The organism is Acetobacter fabarum (genome assembly GCF_011516925.1).
GTDB classification, from domain to species: Bacteria; Pseudomonadota; Alphaproteobacteria; order Acetobacterales; family Acetobacteraceae; genus Acetobacter; species Acetobacter fabarum.
In genome coordinates this window covers 381,847-397,581 of sequence record NZ_WOTG01000001.1, presented here as the reverse complement: position 1 = coordinate 397,581, position 15,735 = coordinate 381,847, and the positions used below count along the sequence as shown (strand labels likewise).

The 15,735-nt window shown below is 59.1% G+C and carries 12 protein-coding genes; 10 read left to right on the top strand and 2 right to left on the bottom strand.

The genetic code is table 11. The features are described from left to right. Positions 1–95: 95 nt before the first annotated feature. The 8 genes from GOB83_RS01880 to GOB83_RS01845 all read left to right on the top strand — a co-directional run bounded on the left by GOB83_RS01880 (position 96) and on the right by GOB83_RS01845 (position 11,331). A complete protein-coding gene (locus tag GOB83_RS01880) occupies positions 96–2,381 on the top strand; it encodes an RNA degradosome polyphosphate kinase (protein WP_253527613.1) in 2,286 nt (761 codons plus the stop codon). A 90-nt stretch (positions 2,382–2,471) separates the two neighbouring features. Beyond that, positions 2,472–3,962 (top strand): Ppx/GppA family phosphatase, encoded by a 1,491-nt coding sequence (locus GOB83_RS01875; protein ID WP_165925057.1) that lies wholly within the window; start codon positions 2,472–2,474, stop codon positions 3,960–3,962. Between the two features lie 171 nt (positions 3,963–4,133). Next, positions 4,134–6,452, top strand: a complete 2,319-nt coding sequence (locus GOB83_RS01870) for an adenylate/guanylate cyclase domain-containing protein (protein ID WP_165925056.1) — start codon at positions 4,134–4,136, stop codon at positions 6,450–6,452. Beyond that, positions 6,449–7,348 (top strand): MlaE family ABC transporter permease, encoded by a 900-nt coding sequence (locus GOB83_RS01865; RefSeq protein WP_095348993.1) that lies wholly within the window; start codon positions 6,449–6,451, stop codon positions 7,346–7,348. The genes GOB83_RS01870 and GOB83_RS01865 overlap by 4 nt, the downstream gene beginning before the upstream one ends. Before the next feature lies 1 nt (position 7,349). Then, positions 7,350–8,051, top strand: a complete 702-nt coding sequence (locus GOB83_RS01860; RefSeq protein ID WP_086645346.1) for an ABC transporter ATP-binding protein — start codon at positions 7,350–7,352, stop codon at positions 8,049–8,051. Then, entirely contained in the window at positions 8,051–9,001 is a 951-nt protein-coding gene (locus GOB83_RS01855) for an MlaD family protein (protein ID WP_165925055.1), read from the top strand. The genes GOB83_RS01860 and GOB83_RS01855 overlap by 1 nt, the downstream gene beginning before the upstream one ends. Then, positions 8,998–9,933, top strand: coding sequence for a tetratricopeptide repeat protein (locus tag GOB83_RS01850; protein WP_165925054.1), 936 nt, complete (start codon positions 8,998–9,000; stop codon positions 9,931–9,933). Before GOB83_RS01855 ends, GOB83_RS01850 begins: the two co-directional genes overlap by 4 nt. 387 nt (positions 9,934–10,320) lie before the next feature. Then, positions 10,321–11,331 (top strand): ion channel, encoded by a 1,011-nt coding sequence (locus tag GOB83_RS01845; RefSeq protein WP_086645349.1) that lies wholly within the window; start codon positions 10,321–10,323, stop codon positions 11,329–11,331. Positions 11,332–11,568: 237 nt separating this feature from the next. On the opposite strand, the gene GOB83_RS01840 is transcribed toward GOB83_RS01845, so the two are convergent. After that, positions 11,569–13,752: an FUSC family protein gene (locus GOB83_RS01840; protein ID WP_086645350.1), complete on the bottom strand. Its 2,184-nt coding sequence runs from the start codon at positions 13,750–13,752 to the stop codon at positions 11,569–11,571. A gap of 241 nt (positions 13,753–13,993) precedes the next feature. On the opposite strand from GOB83_RS01840, the gene GOB83_RS01835 reads away from it, so the two are divergent. Further along, positions 13,994–14,365 (top strand): YidB family protein, encoded by a 372-nt coding sequence (locus GOB83_RS01835; RefSeq protein WP_086645397.1) that lies wholly within the window; start codon positions 13,994–13,996, stop codon positions 14,363–14,365. A gap of 76 nt (positions 14,366–14,441) precedes the next feature. Next, the gene (locus tag GOB83_RS01830; protein WP_165925053.1) at positions 14,442–14,972 is read left to right on the top strand and encodes a hypothetical protein; all 531 of its coding nucleotides are present in this window, start codon (positions 14,442–14,444) and stop codon (positions 14,970–14,972) included. A 28-nt stretch (positions 14,973–15,000) separates the two neighbouring features. Here GOB83_RS01830 and ccmI read toward each other — a convergent pair whose 3' ends face one another. Then, a complete protein-coding gene (gene ccmI / locus GOB83_RS01825) occupies positions 15,001–15,732 on the bottom strand; it encodes a c-type cytochrome biogenesis protein CcmI (protein ID WP_165925052.1) in 732 nt (243 codons plus the stop codon). Between the last annotated feature and the right edge of the window lie 3 nt (positions 15,733–15,735).

The window sequence follows — 15,735 nt, the reverse complement described above, 5'->3', positions numbered from 1 at the left end:
TGTTTGGGATATGTTGACGGTGTATCCGGTTTGGTGCGGCCCTCGGATCGGTCGGATTGCCGGGGCAGATAATGCAGGAGAGGGAGCGCAGGCTAGTGGCGGCACAGGATAAAAAGAATACAACCCCCGTCAGTCGTACACGTGCGCCCGCCAAGCGGGCACCTTCACGCACACGGACTGCGGCCAGCACCCGTGCCAAAAAGGTGGCTGAACCCAAAGTTACCCTGCAAACGCCCTCGCGCTTTATCAACCGCGAACTCTCATGGCTCGATTTCAACCAGCGCGTGGTGGAGGAGGCGGACAACGCCCGGAACCCGCTGCTGGAACGGCTGCGCTTTTTGTCCATCAGCGCCAGTAATCTGGACGAATTCTATTCCGTGCGTGTGGCAGGGCTTGTTGGCCAGATCCGTGAAGGGTTGACCACCATCTCCCCCGATGGCCGCACGCCTGCCCAGCAGCTGGATGCAGTGCGCGAGCGCTGTGCCCGCCTTTTGCGCGAACAGCAGCGGATATGGGTAGAGCTGCGCGGCCTGCTGGCCAAATCCCACGTCACACTATGCGAAACGCAGGATCTGAACGATGCGGACAGGGAGTGGCTGCAAACCTGCTTCATGGATCGCATTTTCCCTGTACTGACACCGCTTGCGGTCGATCCGGCCCATCCGCTCCCCTTTATTCCCAACATGGGGCTGGCTCTGGGGTTGCGCCTTTTGTACGAGGGCACGGGCCTGTTCGCCATGAACGCCCTTATCCTGCTCCCTGCACAGGTTGAGCGCTTTATTCGCCTGCCTGCCACGGGTGAGGCCGTTGCGGGCGAGCCTGCCCGCGTGCGTTTTATTCGTCTGGAAGACCTGATCTCCCTGTTCATTGACCGGCTGTTTGCCGGGCTGGTTGTGGGCGAGAGCGGTGTGCTGCGTGTTGTGCGCGATACGGATGTGGAGTTTGAGGACGAGGCGGAAGACCTTGTTCGCTCCTACGAAAGCGCACTCAAGCGCCGCCGCCGTGGGGTGGTTATCCATCTGGACATGGAAAAGCGCGTCCCCGCCGAGCTGGCCGAAGCCATTGCCTCTGACCTGGACCTGCCATCGGACGAAATTGCCGTCCATTCAGGCATGATCGGGGTGGCGGACCTCAAGCAGATGATCGTGGATGACCGGCCGGACCTGCTCTTCCCGCCCTACACGCCGCGCTTCCCTGAGCGGATACTCGATTTTAACGGGGACTGCTTTGCTGCCATCCGGGCCAAGGACCTGCTGGTTCATCACCCGTTTGAGAGTTTTGATGTGGTGGTGCAGTTCCTGCGTCAGGCTGCGCTGGACCCCAATGTTATTGCCATCAAGCAGACGCTGTACCGCACATCGCGCGATTCCCCCATCGTCAAGGCGCTGATCGAGGCAGCAGAGGCAGGCAAGTCGGTCACGGCTATGGTGGAACTGCGAGCGCGCTTTGATGAGGAAGCCAATATCCGCCTCGCCCGTGCGCTGGAAGCCGCCGGTGTGCAGGTGGTGTTTGGCTTTGCCGACCTTAAAACCCATGCCAAGCTTAGCCTCGTGGTGCGCAGGGAGGGAGCGCAGGTGCGTTCCTACGCCCATTTTGGCACGGGGAATTACCACCCCATTACGGCGCGTATTTATACCGATCTGTCGTTCTTTACCTGCAACCCGGCGCTTGCGCGGGATTCGGCGCGGCTGTTCAACTACGTGACCGGCTACGCCATGCCGGCACAGATGGAGGAAATCGCCTTTTCCCCCATTACCATCCGCAGCACGCTCAAGGACCTGATCGAGGAGGAAATCGCGCATGTCAAAGCGGGGCGTCCGGGTACGATCTGGCTGAAAATGAATGCGCTGGTCGATGCGGACCTGATTGATTGCCTGTACCGTGCATCCTGCGCCGGGGTTAAGATTGTGGGGGTTATTCGCGGTATATGCTGCCTGCGCCCCGGCGTTGCCGGACTTTCAGAAAATATCCGGATCAAATCCGTTGTTGGCCGTTTTCTGGAACACTCGCGCATTTTTGCCTTTGGCAACGGCCACCGTCTGCCATCGCGCCATGCCAAGGTTTACATTTCCTCCGCCGACTGGATGACCCGTAACATGGACTGGCGGGTGGAAAGCATGGTGCCCATTACCAACCCCACCGTGCACGCGCAGGTGCTGGACCAGATTATGGTATCCAATATCCGCGATACCCTGCAGTCGTGGATACTGGAACAGAATGGAGTATGGCGCCGGCTTGGCGCTGGCTCCAAACCGTTCTCCGCCCATGAATGGTTCATGACCCATCCCTCCCTTTCCGGGCGGGGGTCCGCAGCCCATGAAAGCCTGAGCAGAGCCCCGGCCTCCCTCTCCCAGACCAAAGACCTGATGCTGGATGACTGAAAACGGGGTTTCTTTTTCCCATATGTCGCGTATGTCTGTGCACTTTCATACTGCCGGGCAGCATAATGGCCTGCCCGGGAATGGCTGGTAATGGAGACGGACATGCAGCGTCGTTCAGCGGTGGTTGATCTTGGGTCCAACTCGGTTCGTCTGGTTGTGTTCGAGGGGGTTTCGCGCAACCCGCTGCCCATTTTTAACGAAAAGGCCGTGCTGCGGCTTGGTCGTGGGCTTACCACCACAGGTCGCCTGAATGATGAGGGCGTGGGCATGGCCATGGAGGTGCTCAGCCGTTTTCATGCCATTGCGCGTGCCATGCAGGCTGACCCGTTTGAGGTGCTGGCCACGGCTGCCGTGCGTGACGCCACAAATGGCCCCGCCTTTGTGGAAATGCTGCGCCAGAGCATGCCCGGCGTGCCGGTGCGTATTCTGTCTGGCAAGGAGGAGGCTGACCATTCCGCCATTGGCGTAATGTGCGGTATTCCCGGAGCAGATGGGCTGGTAGCCGATGTTGGGGGCGGGTCGCTCGAACTTATTCACCTGACCGAAACCGGACGGCATGATGCCACAACCCTGCCCTTGGGCATGATCCGTCTGGCGGATCGGTGCGAGGGGGATCTGGACGTTGCCAAACAACTGACCGATCAGGACATTGATGGCGTTGAATGGCTGTCCAGAGTTCGGGGGCAGCCGCTTTATCTGGTCGGGGGGGCGTTCCGTGCGCTCGCGCGGCTACAGATTGCACGCACCCAGTACCCGCTGAATATTGTGCACTACTACACGCTGGACGTGCAGGAAGCGCGTGAGATGACCGGCTGGCTCCAGAACAGCTCCCGCCGCAGCCTTGAGCGCCTGCCCGGTGCGCCGCGCAAACGGCTGGATGATATTCCCTTTGCCGCTGTGGTCCTGCGCAGGCTGATGAAAAAAATCCAGCCCAGCAAGATCGTGTTCTGCGTGGATGGCCTGCGTGAGGGCTGGTACATGATGAACGTGGCCCCCAGCTATCTGCCTCAGGACCCGATGGAAAGTGTTGCACGCGACATGTGTGCACGCTTTGGCCGCAGCAACACCCTGCCTGAAATCCTGTGGACATGGACAGGCTGCATCAAACCGAACGAAACGGCAGAAGAGCAGCACCTGCGCCGCATAGCCTGCTGGCTGTCCGATATTGGCAGCCACGACCACCCGGAATACCGGGCCGAGCAGACCTACCTGCGGATTTTGCGTGTGCAGGGGGCAGGGTTTGACCACCGCGCGCGTGTCTGGCTGTCTTTGGCGCTGGCCGTGCGCTATTCGGTGGATATGAGCGCGCCCGCTCTTATGCCGTCCTTTACCCTGCTGAGTGATGAGGAGCGGCGCGATGCCGTGGCCTGTGGTCTGGCGTTGCGTCTGGCCTATTCGCTGTCCGGCGGGGCAGGGAGCCTGCTGGAGGGCACATCTTTGGCATGGGATGGGGCGGAACTGGTGCTGACCCTGACCTCCACCCGTGTTGCCGTAAAGGGCGAAAGCGTGCGGCGCGGGCTGGACCGGCTTGGTCAGGCGCTGGGTGTGCAAACCCGGTTTGAGGTGGAACTGGCGGTCTGAGCTGCCACCCCCTTAAAGGGGTGGACAACTCTGCTGCCGACAGGCACGTTACCAAATAGACATCTCTGTTGTATGGAGAGCCCACCTTTGCCATTGTGCGGTCGGCCTTGCCGGGCGCTATGGTGGTGGGGGCATGAATGTTCATGACCAACAGGCAGTGGAATTTGGTGCGTGTCTTCTGAAGAGATCATAGACCCGACAGTTCAGCACAATGCATCCGTTCGGCGGGTGCTGCTGCACATGGTCCTCCCCTTTGTGCTGATCATCATGACCGTTGGGGCCATTGCGTGGGTGGGCATCAGTTCATACCGCACCACACGCGAGGGTGTCTCTGTTCTCACGCGTGAGCTTATGGAGGCAACCCAGCACTATATCGGGCAGGAAGTGGGGGACTATATTGCGCCTTCCGCCGCCGGAAACCTGATTGCCGCAGGCATGATCGAACATGCCCCGCCTTTGGTGTCGGACAAGGTCTTTTATTCCTACGGCAGCGTTATGCTGCAAAAAATTCCGCAGTTGCAGTCTTTTTATCTGGCCGATGATCAGGGTAATTTTACGCTGATCACCCGCTCCCCCGACAAGGACGTGCTGGACCATGTCCGCCTTGTTACGCAGCCGGGTGGCACAAAAGTTCTGCATCATGTTCTTTTCAATACCGCGGGGCAGCAGGTCCGGCAGTATGATGCCCCCGCCGGTGATTACGACCCGCGCGTGCGCCCGTGGTACAAAAACACGGCTGGCAAAGACACCATCCAGTGGACTCAGCCTTACCTGTTCCCGACCGATAAACAGTTTGTCATGACCAGTTCGCTCCGCTTCCGGCGTGATGACGGGCACGAAATGGTGTTTGCTACCAATATCTCGCTCAATGAGCTGAGCGCGTTTTTGGATAAAATCAAAATCGGCAAGTCCGGCAGCGCCATGATTGTGGATGGTGAAGGACGGGTGATTGCAGGGCGTAACCTTACCCAGCACGCGGAAGCCGCAGGCTGGGACCCGGACAAAATGGTGCTGGATCCCAAAATCTACCCGGTTTTTGCCTTGGGGTACGACCATTACCGGGTGCGGGGCTTTGGCCCCAAGCACGTGGAGTGGGATAGCAAGACCTATATTACCATGGCCTCCGCCTTGCCGCGTTACTCGCAGGGCTGGATTTTGCTGATTGCCGCCCCTGAAAACGATTTTGGCAGCTTTGCGCACCAGAGCAGCCGCCAAAGCCTTCAGTTCGCGGGGATTGTTACGGTGTTTTCGCTCCTTCTGGGGGCACTTTACATCCGCCAGTTGCGCCGGACGGAAGCAGGCAACCGCAGGCTTGCGGTCCAGCAGTCTCAGGTCGCGCAGGAAAGTGGTGCTTTGCAGCAGGTGGCTGTAGCGCCGCACCTGTTTGACCCTGCGGCCGATGCGCTGGTGCTTACGGAACAGCTCGCGCAGGTTACGGGTGCACGCCGTGCCAGCCTGTGGCGTTTCCTGCACGATGGTGCCGCCATGGTGTGTGATGATACCTATGACCGGACCCAGAACACCCATTCCGGCGGGTTTGAAATGGGGCGGGAGGAACTGGGCAAGTTCTTTGATGCCATAGAGGAAGGGTCTTCCTTCTCCGTCAGTAATGCTGCAACGGATGAACGTACGACACGGTTTGAGCGGCTGGTCATGCGTGAGGTCAGTACGCGCGCACTTGCTGTGTACCCTGTGCATGGCCCTCATGGCACGTTGGGTATGCTTGCGCTGGAAGACCCGGTCATGCTGCCGCATCTGCTCTATTTTGTAGAGCTCATGGCCAGCATTGCGGGTACACGCTTTGCCGCGCAGGATGCGCTGGAAGCCCAGCAGAAACCCGTGGCAGACAGCAAAACCTCTGCTCCTGTGGCGGTCACTGGCACGCCTATGTCCGATAATCTGCTGATGCGGGCAGATGAAATGGCGGACGTAACAGGTGCGAGTATTTACCCCTCTGTTGCCGTGCTCGTTGTCAGCTTTTCCGACCCCGTAGTGGAAGGGAACAAGGAAACCGCAGCCCTGATCGCCCTGATCAACCAGTTGGCCACACAGGTCCAGAGCGTTGCACAGGAAGAGCACCTGTTTGCGGTGGAAGTGGCCGGGCACCGCATGATCTGTATGGCAGGCTGCACAACAGAGCCGGACCCCACAGCACTGGTGCGTCTGGCCAATGCCGCCCTTAAAATGCGTGAAACATTTATGGGCGTGCTGGCTGCGGCCGATCTGGAACCCGTGTTTACTATGGGTATGGATTTTGGCCCCGCATTTGGTGGCGCCGTGGGGCAGTTGCCAACGGTGTTCAACCTGTGGGGGCAGACAGTCTCCCTTGCCGAGCTGATGGCCGAAAGTGCGATAGACCCCGGTACCATTCAGGTTACGGAGCGCGTTTATACCAACCTGCGTGACCGTTACCTGTTCCGCAGCCGTGGCTCCTTCTTTGTGCCGCATCTGGGCCTTGGCCGTGCCTATACGCTGGCAGCCCGCCGATGAGTGAGACCGACCAGCAGGCTCCCCAGCCGCTCCCGCCACCTACCGATACAACGCGCGACCCCGTGCTTGCCGGGCAGACAGGGCAGGGCAGGCTGTTCGCACCCGTTCAGTGGGGGCTTGGCAAGCTGGCATGGATCGGGCGGCTTACGCGCAGGCAGGCGCGTTTTCTGCTCATTATGCTGGGCGCATCCTGGGGAGTGATCTTCGAGAGCTTTCGCGCGCATTCATGGCGGCGGACAGTCCGTTACGAATTTATCAGCACCATGAACAACATTATCCGTGGTGGGCTTGTTGCCACCATGTTTGCCGGGGTGCTGACCGGGCTTGCCGCTGTGTCGCAGGTTATTTACTGGCTGGGGCTGACCGGGCTTGCCACCATGACCGGCTCAATCCTGATCAATATTGTCGTGCGCGAAATAGCGCCCATTCTGGTGGGTGTGCTCCTGCTGGGGCGTAACGGTATGCTCTCCACCACGGAACTGGGGCTGCTGAGCATCGGGGGGGAAATCCGCTCCATGCAGGCTGTGGGCATAGACCCCTTTTTGCTGCTGGTGCTGCCGCGTACGCTGGCTTTTACCGTGGCCGGGTTTACGCTGGGTATCCTGTTCTCGTTCGCATCCCTTGTGACGGGGTATGTGATGAGCCGCATGTCCGGAGTGATCAACAACCCCGTCTGGGCTTTTCTGGATGATGTGGCAACAGCCATGTCCGGTACGGATTACGTTATTATCCCGCTCAAGTTCATTACTGTCGGGTTTGTGGTGGGGCTGGGCGGCTGCCTAACAGGGCTGACCGCCACAAACGAGGATTCACTACGCACCCTGCTGCCCCGCGGCTTTTCCCGCGGGATGCTGATTGTGATGGTGGTGAGCGTTCTGTTCAGTCTGGATCTGTAAGATGGATGTGTACGCTTCCGGCCCCCTGCTTGAACTGAACAAGGCCGTTCCATCGTTTGATGAGAGCGGGCTGCCGCCGGTTCCGTTCAGCATGAAGCTGATGCCCGGAGACTGCATGGTGGTGGAAGCGCGCGACATAGGGCACGCCACCATGTTTGCGGACCTGTGCTGTGGGCTTGTGCCGCTGGATGATGGGTTTGTGCGGTTTATGGGGCTGGACTGGGCCGATCTGGGCGACCGGGAACTCAACGCCCTGCGCGGGCGTATCGGGCGTGTGACGCACCGGGCAAGCTGGCCCGAATTTGTGCCGGTGCATCTGGCAATCGTGTTGCAGCAGTTGCACCACACAACCCGCCCGATTGATGATCTGGTGCATGATGCTGCCCGGCTGGCGGAAAGTTTTGGCCTGCCCGGTCTGCCAACACAGAACCCCAGTTTTTTACCCGAGGATGACCTTTTGCGCGCAAGCTGCGTGCGGGCGTTTTTGGGAAGGCCCCATTTGTTACTGCTGGAAGACCCGCTTGAGAGCGGTCCGGCAGAATTGAGCAATTCTTTTCTGGCTGCAATAACCGAGGCGCGCGACAGGGGTGCCGGGGTTATCTGGCTGGTAAGGAATAACGCAGTCTGGCAGGAATATCGGCAGGGTATTACGGCAACCTGGCGGCTTGCAGATGATGGTCTTGTAGCAGTACGGATGGGATAATGTTCCAACTCCGCTTACGACAGAAAGTAAAACCCCTCATTTCCCTGCGTTATGCAGATGAATGGGTCGGGTTTCTTGTGCTTCTGAGCATACTCATTTTTGGGGGCGCGGTTATCGAGGCAGGTGTGCTGCGTGACTGGCTGACCCCACCCGCACGGCTGCGCGTTGTGCTGCCCGCTTCTGGCGTGGGTGGTTTGACCGTAGGCGGGGACGTACAGCTTATGGGGGCGCATGCGGGCACCATCCGCAGCATCAAGCTCAATCCATCTGGTAACATGTATGCCATGGTTGACCTTGACCCACAGGCCAAGCCTTTTGTCCGGCGGGACAGCACAGCCCTTATCCGTAAGCAGCTTATTGTAACGGGGGCTTCCTATCTGGACCTCAGCCGCGGGCATGGGGACCCGATGGACTGGAGCTATGCCGTTATTTCGGCCACACCGGCGCCCAACCCCGCAGACCAGATTACCGCGACCCTGAACAGTATTCAGGCCGAAATCATGCCCGCGCTGGCCAGTGCCAGACATATGATGGCCCAGCTGGACGGCACCATTACCGACATGCACGCGGGCAAGGGCACAATCGGGCAGTTGATGACCAATGACCAGCTTATCCGCCAGTCTGAAGCCACTATTGCCTCTTTGGATGCTGTGATCGAACGGCTCAAGCCGATTGAAAAACAGGTTTCGGGGATCATGAGCAAAACAGATGCCACCATGGGCAACCTCAAATCCGCCACCAAGGATGTAAAGGACGCAACGCCGCACCTGCCAGCCATTGCTAGTAATGTGGAAGCCAGTACGGCAGACCTGCCTGCCATGCTGGCACAGGCCCAGACCACACTCTACGGCTTGCAGCAGTTGACCGACCAGTTGCGCGGGATGTGGCTGCTGGGCGGGCATAAGGTAACACACCATAAACGTCTGGCACCCCAGCAGGTGCGGCCATGAGACGCCTTGCACACATGCTGGTGCTAGCAGCCCCGCTGCTGGTGGCCGGGTGCGGGGCCAGCCAGAGCAAACCCACCGCGCAGGATGATGCCGCGTGGGATCAGGCCATGATGGCCGGCCGGGATTCCTTTGAACTGGGGCGTTACACGGTGGCCGTATCCCAGTACCGCAAAGCCGCCAACCTTGCCATTGTGCGTGATGATGGAACAGCCGTGGCTGAGGCCGGGTACGACCTCGCAGTATCACAACTGGCCGCCAACACGCCGGATGACGCGTTGAAGACAACACAGGCCACACGTCAGGCAGTGCAGTTACGCGGTGCGCAGGATATGTCCTCGCTCGATCTGGTTGAAGCGGCAAGCCATTACCGGCTTGGCCATTACGCGCAGGCTATTCCTCTGGCGCAGCAGGCCATGCGCTCCGCCGATACGGGTGTTGCCGCACGGGCTGCCCTTGTGCTGGGCCTTGCCGCCGATGCACAGGGCGACCAAAGCGCTCTTCAGGCCGCCGGGGCTTATTTGAGCGGGCTTAAGCAGCCGCTCTCCGTGGCACAGCAGGCCGACCGAGCCGAGATTCAGGCCCGCGTGCTCCGTCACTCCAACCCCGCATTGGCCGAACAGCAGGCGGAGGAAGCAGCAAACCTGCGTCAGGGTGAGGCCGCATATCACGACATGGCGCGGACACTTGCCCTTGCCGCGCGGATTGCTGCCAGTCAGGGGGATCAGGCCAAGGCGCATGCCTTGTGGGCACGGGCCGCGCAGAGTGCAGCCGCACAATCTGGCAGCCTGAACCGGATGGATGCGCAAACGCTGGTCCATGGTAGCCTGACCAAAGGCAATGCCACGCCACCAGCGGATGATGCTCGGGCATGGGCACGCAGTGCGGGTGATATTGTGCTCAGACCCTTTGCAGAAACCGAGAACGCACCTTAACCAGCTATTTTTGGTGCATGGCGTTACTGGTCTGCCAGAAAGCCATGCACCCTGTGCTGCCATTGGCATAAGCTGCATTGCCCGCAAGGCATGAGTGGGTGGGTGCTCCTACGCCCTATTCCTTACGGTATCGCGCGCTTGGTGCTGTATCTATTGCAGCAGGGAATACAGGCGCTGTGTAAGGCAGGGTATCAAGTTATGGTGTGTTATACACAGCACTTGAGAAGTGTTTTTGTTCCATTTGCTTGAAAAAGCATGACACCTAAAAAATAATCGCAAGTTAAGCAGGTCTTCCATGCATAATCCATGGAGCACAGACCCTGCCTTGCTGTGTAACACCGCAAACAAGCGCAAGCCCGTCTGCCCGGCTGTGCGCGCGGAGCGGTGATGATGAAAAGACTTTTCCACCATTATAGAAAACGCAGCCGTCAAGTGGAGGCAGAGCGCCACACCAAGCTGGAAAATGTTGCCCCCAGACCCAGTGGTAAGGAAGGGGGGCGTTTTCATTTAAGTACCAAGGAGGCGGTCAGGCGCTTTCGCGCCCATGCGCTGGTTGAGGAAAAAAGCCACCGCGATGTTGTGCGCGTAGGGTTGAAGGACAGCGTATGGAGTGACCTTTACCACCATGCACTTACGGCAAGCTGGCCCGCTTTTGCTGCCATTGCCGTTGTATCCTACGTTGTGCTCAACCTTGTTTTTGCGTTGCTGTACATGGTGGCCCCGAACCAGATTACGGGACTCTCGCACGGTACGTTGTTGTCCCTGTTCTTTTTTAGTGTGCAAACACTCTCGACCGTGGGGTACGGGACCATGAGCCCGATCGGGGCTTATGCCAATGCCATTGTCTCGATCGAGGTGTTTGTCGGTATGATGCTGACAGCCCTTGCAACGGGCGTGGTTTTTGCCCGTTTTGCCCGCCCCCGTGCCAGACTGATGTTCAGCAACATAGCCGTCATTAGTAACGAAGGGGGAATACCCGCCCTGTGCATCCGCATTGCCAATTTGCGGATGAGCGTGATTTTATCGGTCGATATTGAAGTGGCTTTGTCCCGTCTGGTCATGAGCGATAATGGCCATCTGGTCCGCAAGTTTGACCAGCTTCTGCTTATGCAATCCCATGTGCCGGTGCTGCGCTTTGCCTTTGTCATGGCGCACGTCATTACGCCAGATAGCCCCTTGCATGGCAAAACGGTTGCTGAACTCGAAGGCGAGGAAGCCGAGATTATTGTCACAGTGACCGGTACGGACGAGGCTCTGGGCCAGACCGTGTTTGCAAGAACCGCATACAGGTTTGACCGGGTGCAGCATAACCATCGCTTTGTGGATATTGTGCTCTCCCGCCCCGATGGGCGCATTACGGTGGATTACACCCGCTTCCATGATGTTGAAGCCCATTAAGCAGGTTATTGTGCCGCATCTGCCATTTGGTGCCGCATTACTCTGAACCGGGTGTTTTGTGTAAAGGGGCATGCAAGTGCCCCTTCACTCTGGGCCTGATCATGGGGGTGGCAGGTGTTTGGCGTGCCAAAGCTGCGCATCCGCCCCGCCATACTCATACCCCTACACGGAATACGGTGCTTTTTGGGTAAGCAGTCCTGCGTGGGGTGCTGCCTGAGATCACCCCAGTTTTAAGCTTCAAACAGCACGGTAAGGGCGCGTGGCATCCAGGAACACGGCATTGGCATCCAGCTCGTGGGAAACCACAATCAGGTAGGCAATCGCGCGGGTGAGTTCAATACGGGTGGAAATGTTGGGCTCGGCGGCTTCCATCCGGCGTAATGCGGTGGTTGCCACACGGGCGGCATGGGCTGTGTGGCCATATTTGCCTGTAAAATGGCTCATCCGCTTCATGACAATTTCTATGGCCCGGCGCGCTGCGGGGGGGATCTGGTTGCGGTGCAGCAGCGCACGCAGGCGGATAATGTTCAACCCTATGGTCATGGCAGCCAGTGTGCCCTGCAGACAGCCCTCAATGGTGGGGGAAGGTGTGGGGCCAGCATGGCGGATCAGGCGGGCAAAGCGGTCAATATTGCGGCCAATCCAGTCCCGCGTCATGGGGGTGGGCTCGGCCGAAGCCAGTGTACGCAGGTCCCGCAGCAGGGTCCGGCGCATGCGCCAGCGTTCGGCTGCGCTGTTAAAGGGCAGCACGGCGCGGAAAATAAGAACCGCAAAAAATACGCCTAGCAGAATGGCCCATGTGGAATTGAACCATGTGACCTCATCCACCCGGCCCTGATTGAGCGGGTGCACAAAGTTGGGGAGCAAAAGGGTATAGGCGGCAGAGTGCAGGGCCGTGCTGGCGTTGCGTGCGGCCAGCCCGCCGGCAAACATGGGCACGGCCAGCGTGGCGACCAGCATTTCGTAATTGGATTGTGTGGGCAGGACAAAAAAGACCAGAAAAAACGCAACAAGAGCAGCCCATATGCCACCGATCATAAACTGGGTGGTGGCAACAACCGGGTTTTCCCGCGTGGCAAACAGCCCGCACACAATGGCAACAAATGTAATAAAGCCAAGGCCCGTGGGCCATGCCGTGCATTCCCACACCAGCCCGGCGGCACTCAGGGCCACGGCAGCACGCACGCCGTTATAGGCGGCTTCGCGCTTGTCCACATGGGATTGAAGGCGGAAGTGGAAGTGGTCACCACGAATAAAGTGCTGGCTGGCATCGTATTCCCGAATGGCCTGTTCCAGCTCACCCAGCAGTTCGTCCATGGCGTTGTGCAGAATTCGCCCGTCCAGCAGGGCGGAAATCTGGTCGTGTTCGTCTTCCAGCGTAAAGGCGGACCCGATTTCGTGCGTCAGGGCATCCACAATCTGCTGGTGGCATTCGGCACGGAGCAGTTGCAGGTCGCGCAGAATGCCACGCACCCCGGTTTCCGTGTTCAGGCGGTTAGGCAGGCTGCTCAGAAAAGTGCTGACGTTGGAGGCCGTCTCGCGGAATATGGGCTGGTCGGTCTGGACGTATTGCAGGCGCACGGTCATGCCCAACCCGCGTGAGAGCAGGACCGAAACCGCAGCAAGAGCTGCGCGGGCGTGGTCCCCTTCATGCCCATGGGGGCCCATCTCGGCTTCAGAAAATTCAATCTGGTCGTTAATGGACAGAATCGGTCCAAACATGGCGCGTGAGCGGATAAGCGCTTCATCATCCCCGGCCAGCAGGCTGGCTACGGCCTCGGATACGTTGCTCAGGGCCGTGCGGAGCTTGTCGCGGATGTTGCGGCGGGCGGTCTCGGCCAGATTATGGGCAAAAAGGCCTGCAACCGTGCTTTCACACACAATGCCCAGCACAATATAAGTCGCGCGGGACATGGCGGTCATGAACACGTTTTCGGGGTGGGGGATGGCCCCTATGGCAATAATGGCCGTTGTGTAGCCCGCGAGCACCAGCGCGTAGGAGCGGAAGTTGCGCACAAGGGTTGCCAGCCCGCAGCATAGCCCCAGCCAGATGGACAATGCGGGAAAAAACAGCCACGCGGTCTGGTTGAAGGCCGAAATAAGGGTGATGGACATGACCACCCCAATGCCTGTGCCCACCAGACGCCAGCGTGCCTTGGAAAGGCTCTCCCCGCGTGAGCCCTGTGCCACGATCCATACGGTCATGGCGGCCCATTGCGGGTCGTCCAGTTCCATCCACAGGGCAATGACCAGCGCTATCAGGGCGGCCGCGGTTGTGCGCAGGGCAAACCCTATTGCGGATGGTGTGGGGGCAAGCAGCCAGCTTAGAGGCAGTTTGCTCTGCACACCCGGCGGCCCTAACGGGCGGAAGGCCCGCAGGCGACCGATCCTGTCAAGCAGGGGAAAAGAAAGACTGGGCACAATGGCTACTTTGTTGCAACAGAGGAAGCTGGGGAATCTGGTTGTAACCGTAGCTGGTTTTCCCGTTTTTTCCTTGTGGGTTCAGACGCATATCAGCTATCGCTTCTCAAACGGGGAAAGTCGGTCTGGAACCGGTTTTCTTTTATAAGTATTGCATGGATCTGTTATTCGTTCCATGACCAAATAGTGCCTTGCCTGCCGACAGGCCGCCCTGGTGGCGTATATGGGAAAGATGGTGGATATGTCTGATTTTTTTCAGAGCATTGTAGGTAAGGTCGAGAGCGTTCTGGGCGGAGATGTCCAGACACTTGTCAAGCAGCAGCTCCAGTCCCTGGCTCAGCCGCAGACAATCCAGACCCTGCTGGACCGCGCCGATCAGGCCGGACTGGGCGACAAGGTGCGCTCATGGATCAGCCAGAGCGGCAATGTGCCCGCCACGCCGGATGAAATCCGCTCCATTCTGGGGAGTGATGCGGTGCATGCGCTGGTGGAAAAAACCGGCCTGCCAGCCGATGCCGTGGTTACTGCACTGGTGCATTTTCTGCCCGACGCCGTGGACAAGCATACGCCCGATGGCGTGCTGCCTACCCCCGACACAACAAAAAGCGCCTGAGTTACAAGCTGGGTGGTGAGTGTGTGATGCACGGCATTTTCGTGCATCACGGCACATAATCCGTTATGATGCAGCCATGACACTGGGTGAACGTATAATACGGATGGATAGCTGGCTGCTGGACCGGGTCTGCCAGCCCATGGCAGACAGGCTGCCAGAACGCTTTTCGGCCTTTGATGCCGGCATGAGCTGCCAGTTTGGCTCTTTGCTGCTGTCTGCCGTTTCCATTATTGCTGTGTTTGTGCTGACCGGCATGCACGATTTTGGCAACATGATCTTTAATGTGCTGGTCTGGTGCCTGTGCGTCAGCTTTTTTTTCGGGCTTGGCCGTGTGCGCGTGCTGGTCAAACCGGGAAAACCCAACCCGCTGCGGCATATGCTTGTCAGCATACGGATTGTTTCTATCCCGTTCGCCTTGTACGTTGTGTATCAGGCACTGACCTCCCCGCCTACATTCGGGACGGCGGTCTGGTTCAACGCCTTTTCAAACATCGTGTTTGTCGTGGGGTTGTATCTTATTTCGTGCCAGCCACGCCCGCCGCAGGTACGCACAGCGGAAGATGTCTGGGGCCGGGGCTTTGCACCACGGCCCGGCGGCGGGTTTTAGGTTCTAGCCAGAAATAACGGCAGGCAGATCAGGGGTTTTCCTGATCATGCTCGCCCTGTGCAATGCGGCCCTGTACTGCGGGGCGCCACGGTGCATCCTGCGGTGCAGCGTCCAGTGCTTTGCGGAACAGCGCCAGTGCCTGCGCAGTGACATGGTGCTCGGCCCTTGTCATGGCTTCTGCCGTGCGGGCAGCCAGCTCAGGGTCAAAACCCAGCGCCAGAGCATGGTTCCATGCGTCCGCCGCCTGCGCGTAATGGTCACCCGATGCCTGCAACTGGCCGAGCAGCAGGTAGCCCTGCCGTCTGTTGGGGTCATCCGCAGGCAGGCTGGCCATGGCTTGCTGAAGCTGGGCGATAAGCGCATCGGCCTTGCGGTTCTGCATATGCTGGGCCACCAGCCTTGGGCCAAGGGGCTGGGCTGGCAGGTAAGGTGTGCCGTTGGTCAGGTATAAGGCAATGGCCAGAGCAGGCACCGCCGCAAGGCCAAACCAGCCCAGCATGGCCGAACTGTTTGCCCGTGCTGTGGAAGGCGCTGCATCGGCTGAAAGAATACGGCGCTGGATTTCCAGTATGGCTACATCGTGTTCGGTTGGGGCGATCAGGCCAATGGCAAGGTCGCGGTCCAGTTCTGCAAGCTGGGCTTCGTGCAGGGCCAGTGCGGTGCTGCGTTCATCCCGAATAACGCGGGTGCGCTTCCACAGTGTTACTATAGCCGGGGCAAGGGCAAGCAGGCTGAGCAGCCCGATGGAAAGCCAGATCATGCT

What these genes read in the sequence shown, in the direction of transcription:
- GOB83_RS01875 (WP_165925057.1), top strand. Translation starts at nt 2,472, where the DNA reads ATGGAGACGGACATGCAGCGTCGTTCAGCGGTGGTTGATCTTGGGTCC.
- GOB83_RS01865 (WP_095348993.1), top strand. Translation starts at nt 6,449, where the DNA reads ATGAGTGAGACCGACCAGCAGGCTCCCCAGCCGCTCCCGCCACCTACC.
- GOB83_RS01860 (WP_086645346.1), top strand. Translation starts at nt 7,350, where the DNA reads ATGGATGTGTACGCTTCCGGCCCCCTGCTTGAACTGAACAAGGCCGTT.
- GOB83_RS01855 (WP_165925055.1), top strand. Translation starts at nt 8,051, where the DNA reads ATGTTCCAACTCCGCTTACGACAGAAAGTAAAACCCCTCATTTCCCTG.
- GOB83_RS01850 (WP_165925054.1), top strand. Translation starts at nt 8,998, where the DNA reads ATGAGACGCCTTGCACACATGCTGGTGCTAGCAGCCCCGCTGCTGGTG.
- GOB83_RS01845 (WP_086645349.1), top strand. Translation starts at nt 10,321, where the DNA reads ATGATGAAAAGACTTTTCCACCATTATAGAAAACGCAGCCGTCAAGTG.
- GOB83_RS01835 (WP_086645397.1), top strand. Translation starts at nt 13,994, where the DNA reads ATGTCTGATTTTTTTCAGAGCATTGTAGGTAAGGTCGAGAGCGTTCTG.
- GOB83_RS01830 (WP_165925053.1), top strand. Translation starts at nt 14,442, where the DNA reads ATGACACTGGGTGAACGTATAATACGGATGGATAGCTGGCTGCTGGAC.
- ccmI (WP_165925052.1), bottom strand. Translation starts at nt 15,732, where the DNA reads ATGATCTGGCTTTCCATCGGGCTGCTCAGCCTGCTTGCCCTTGCCCCG.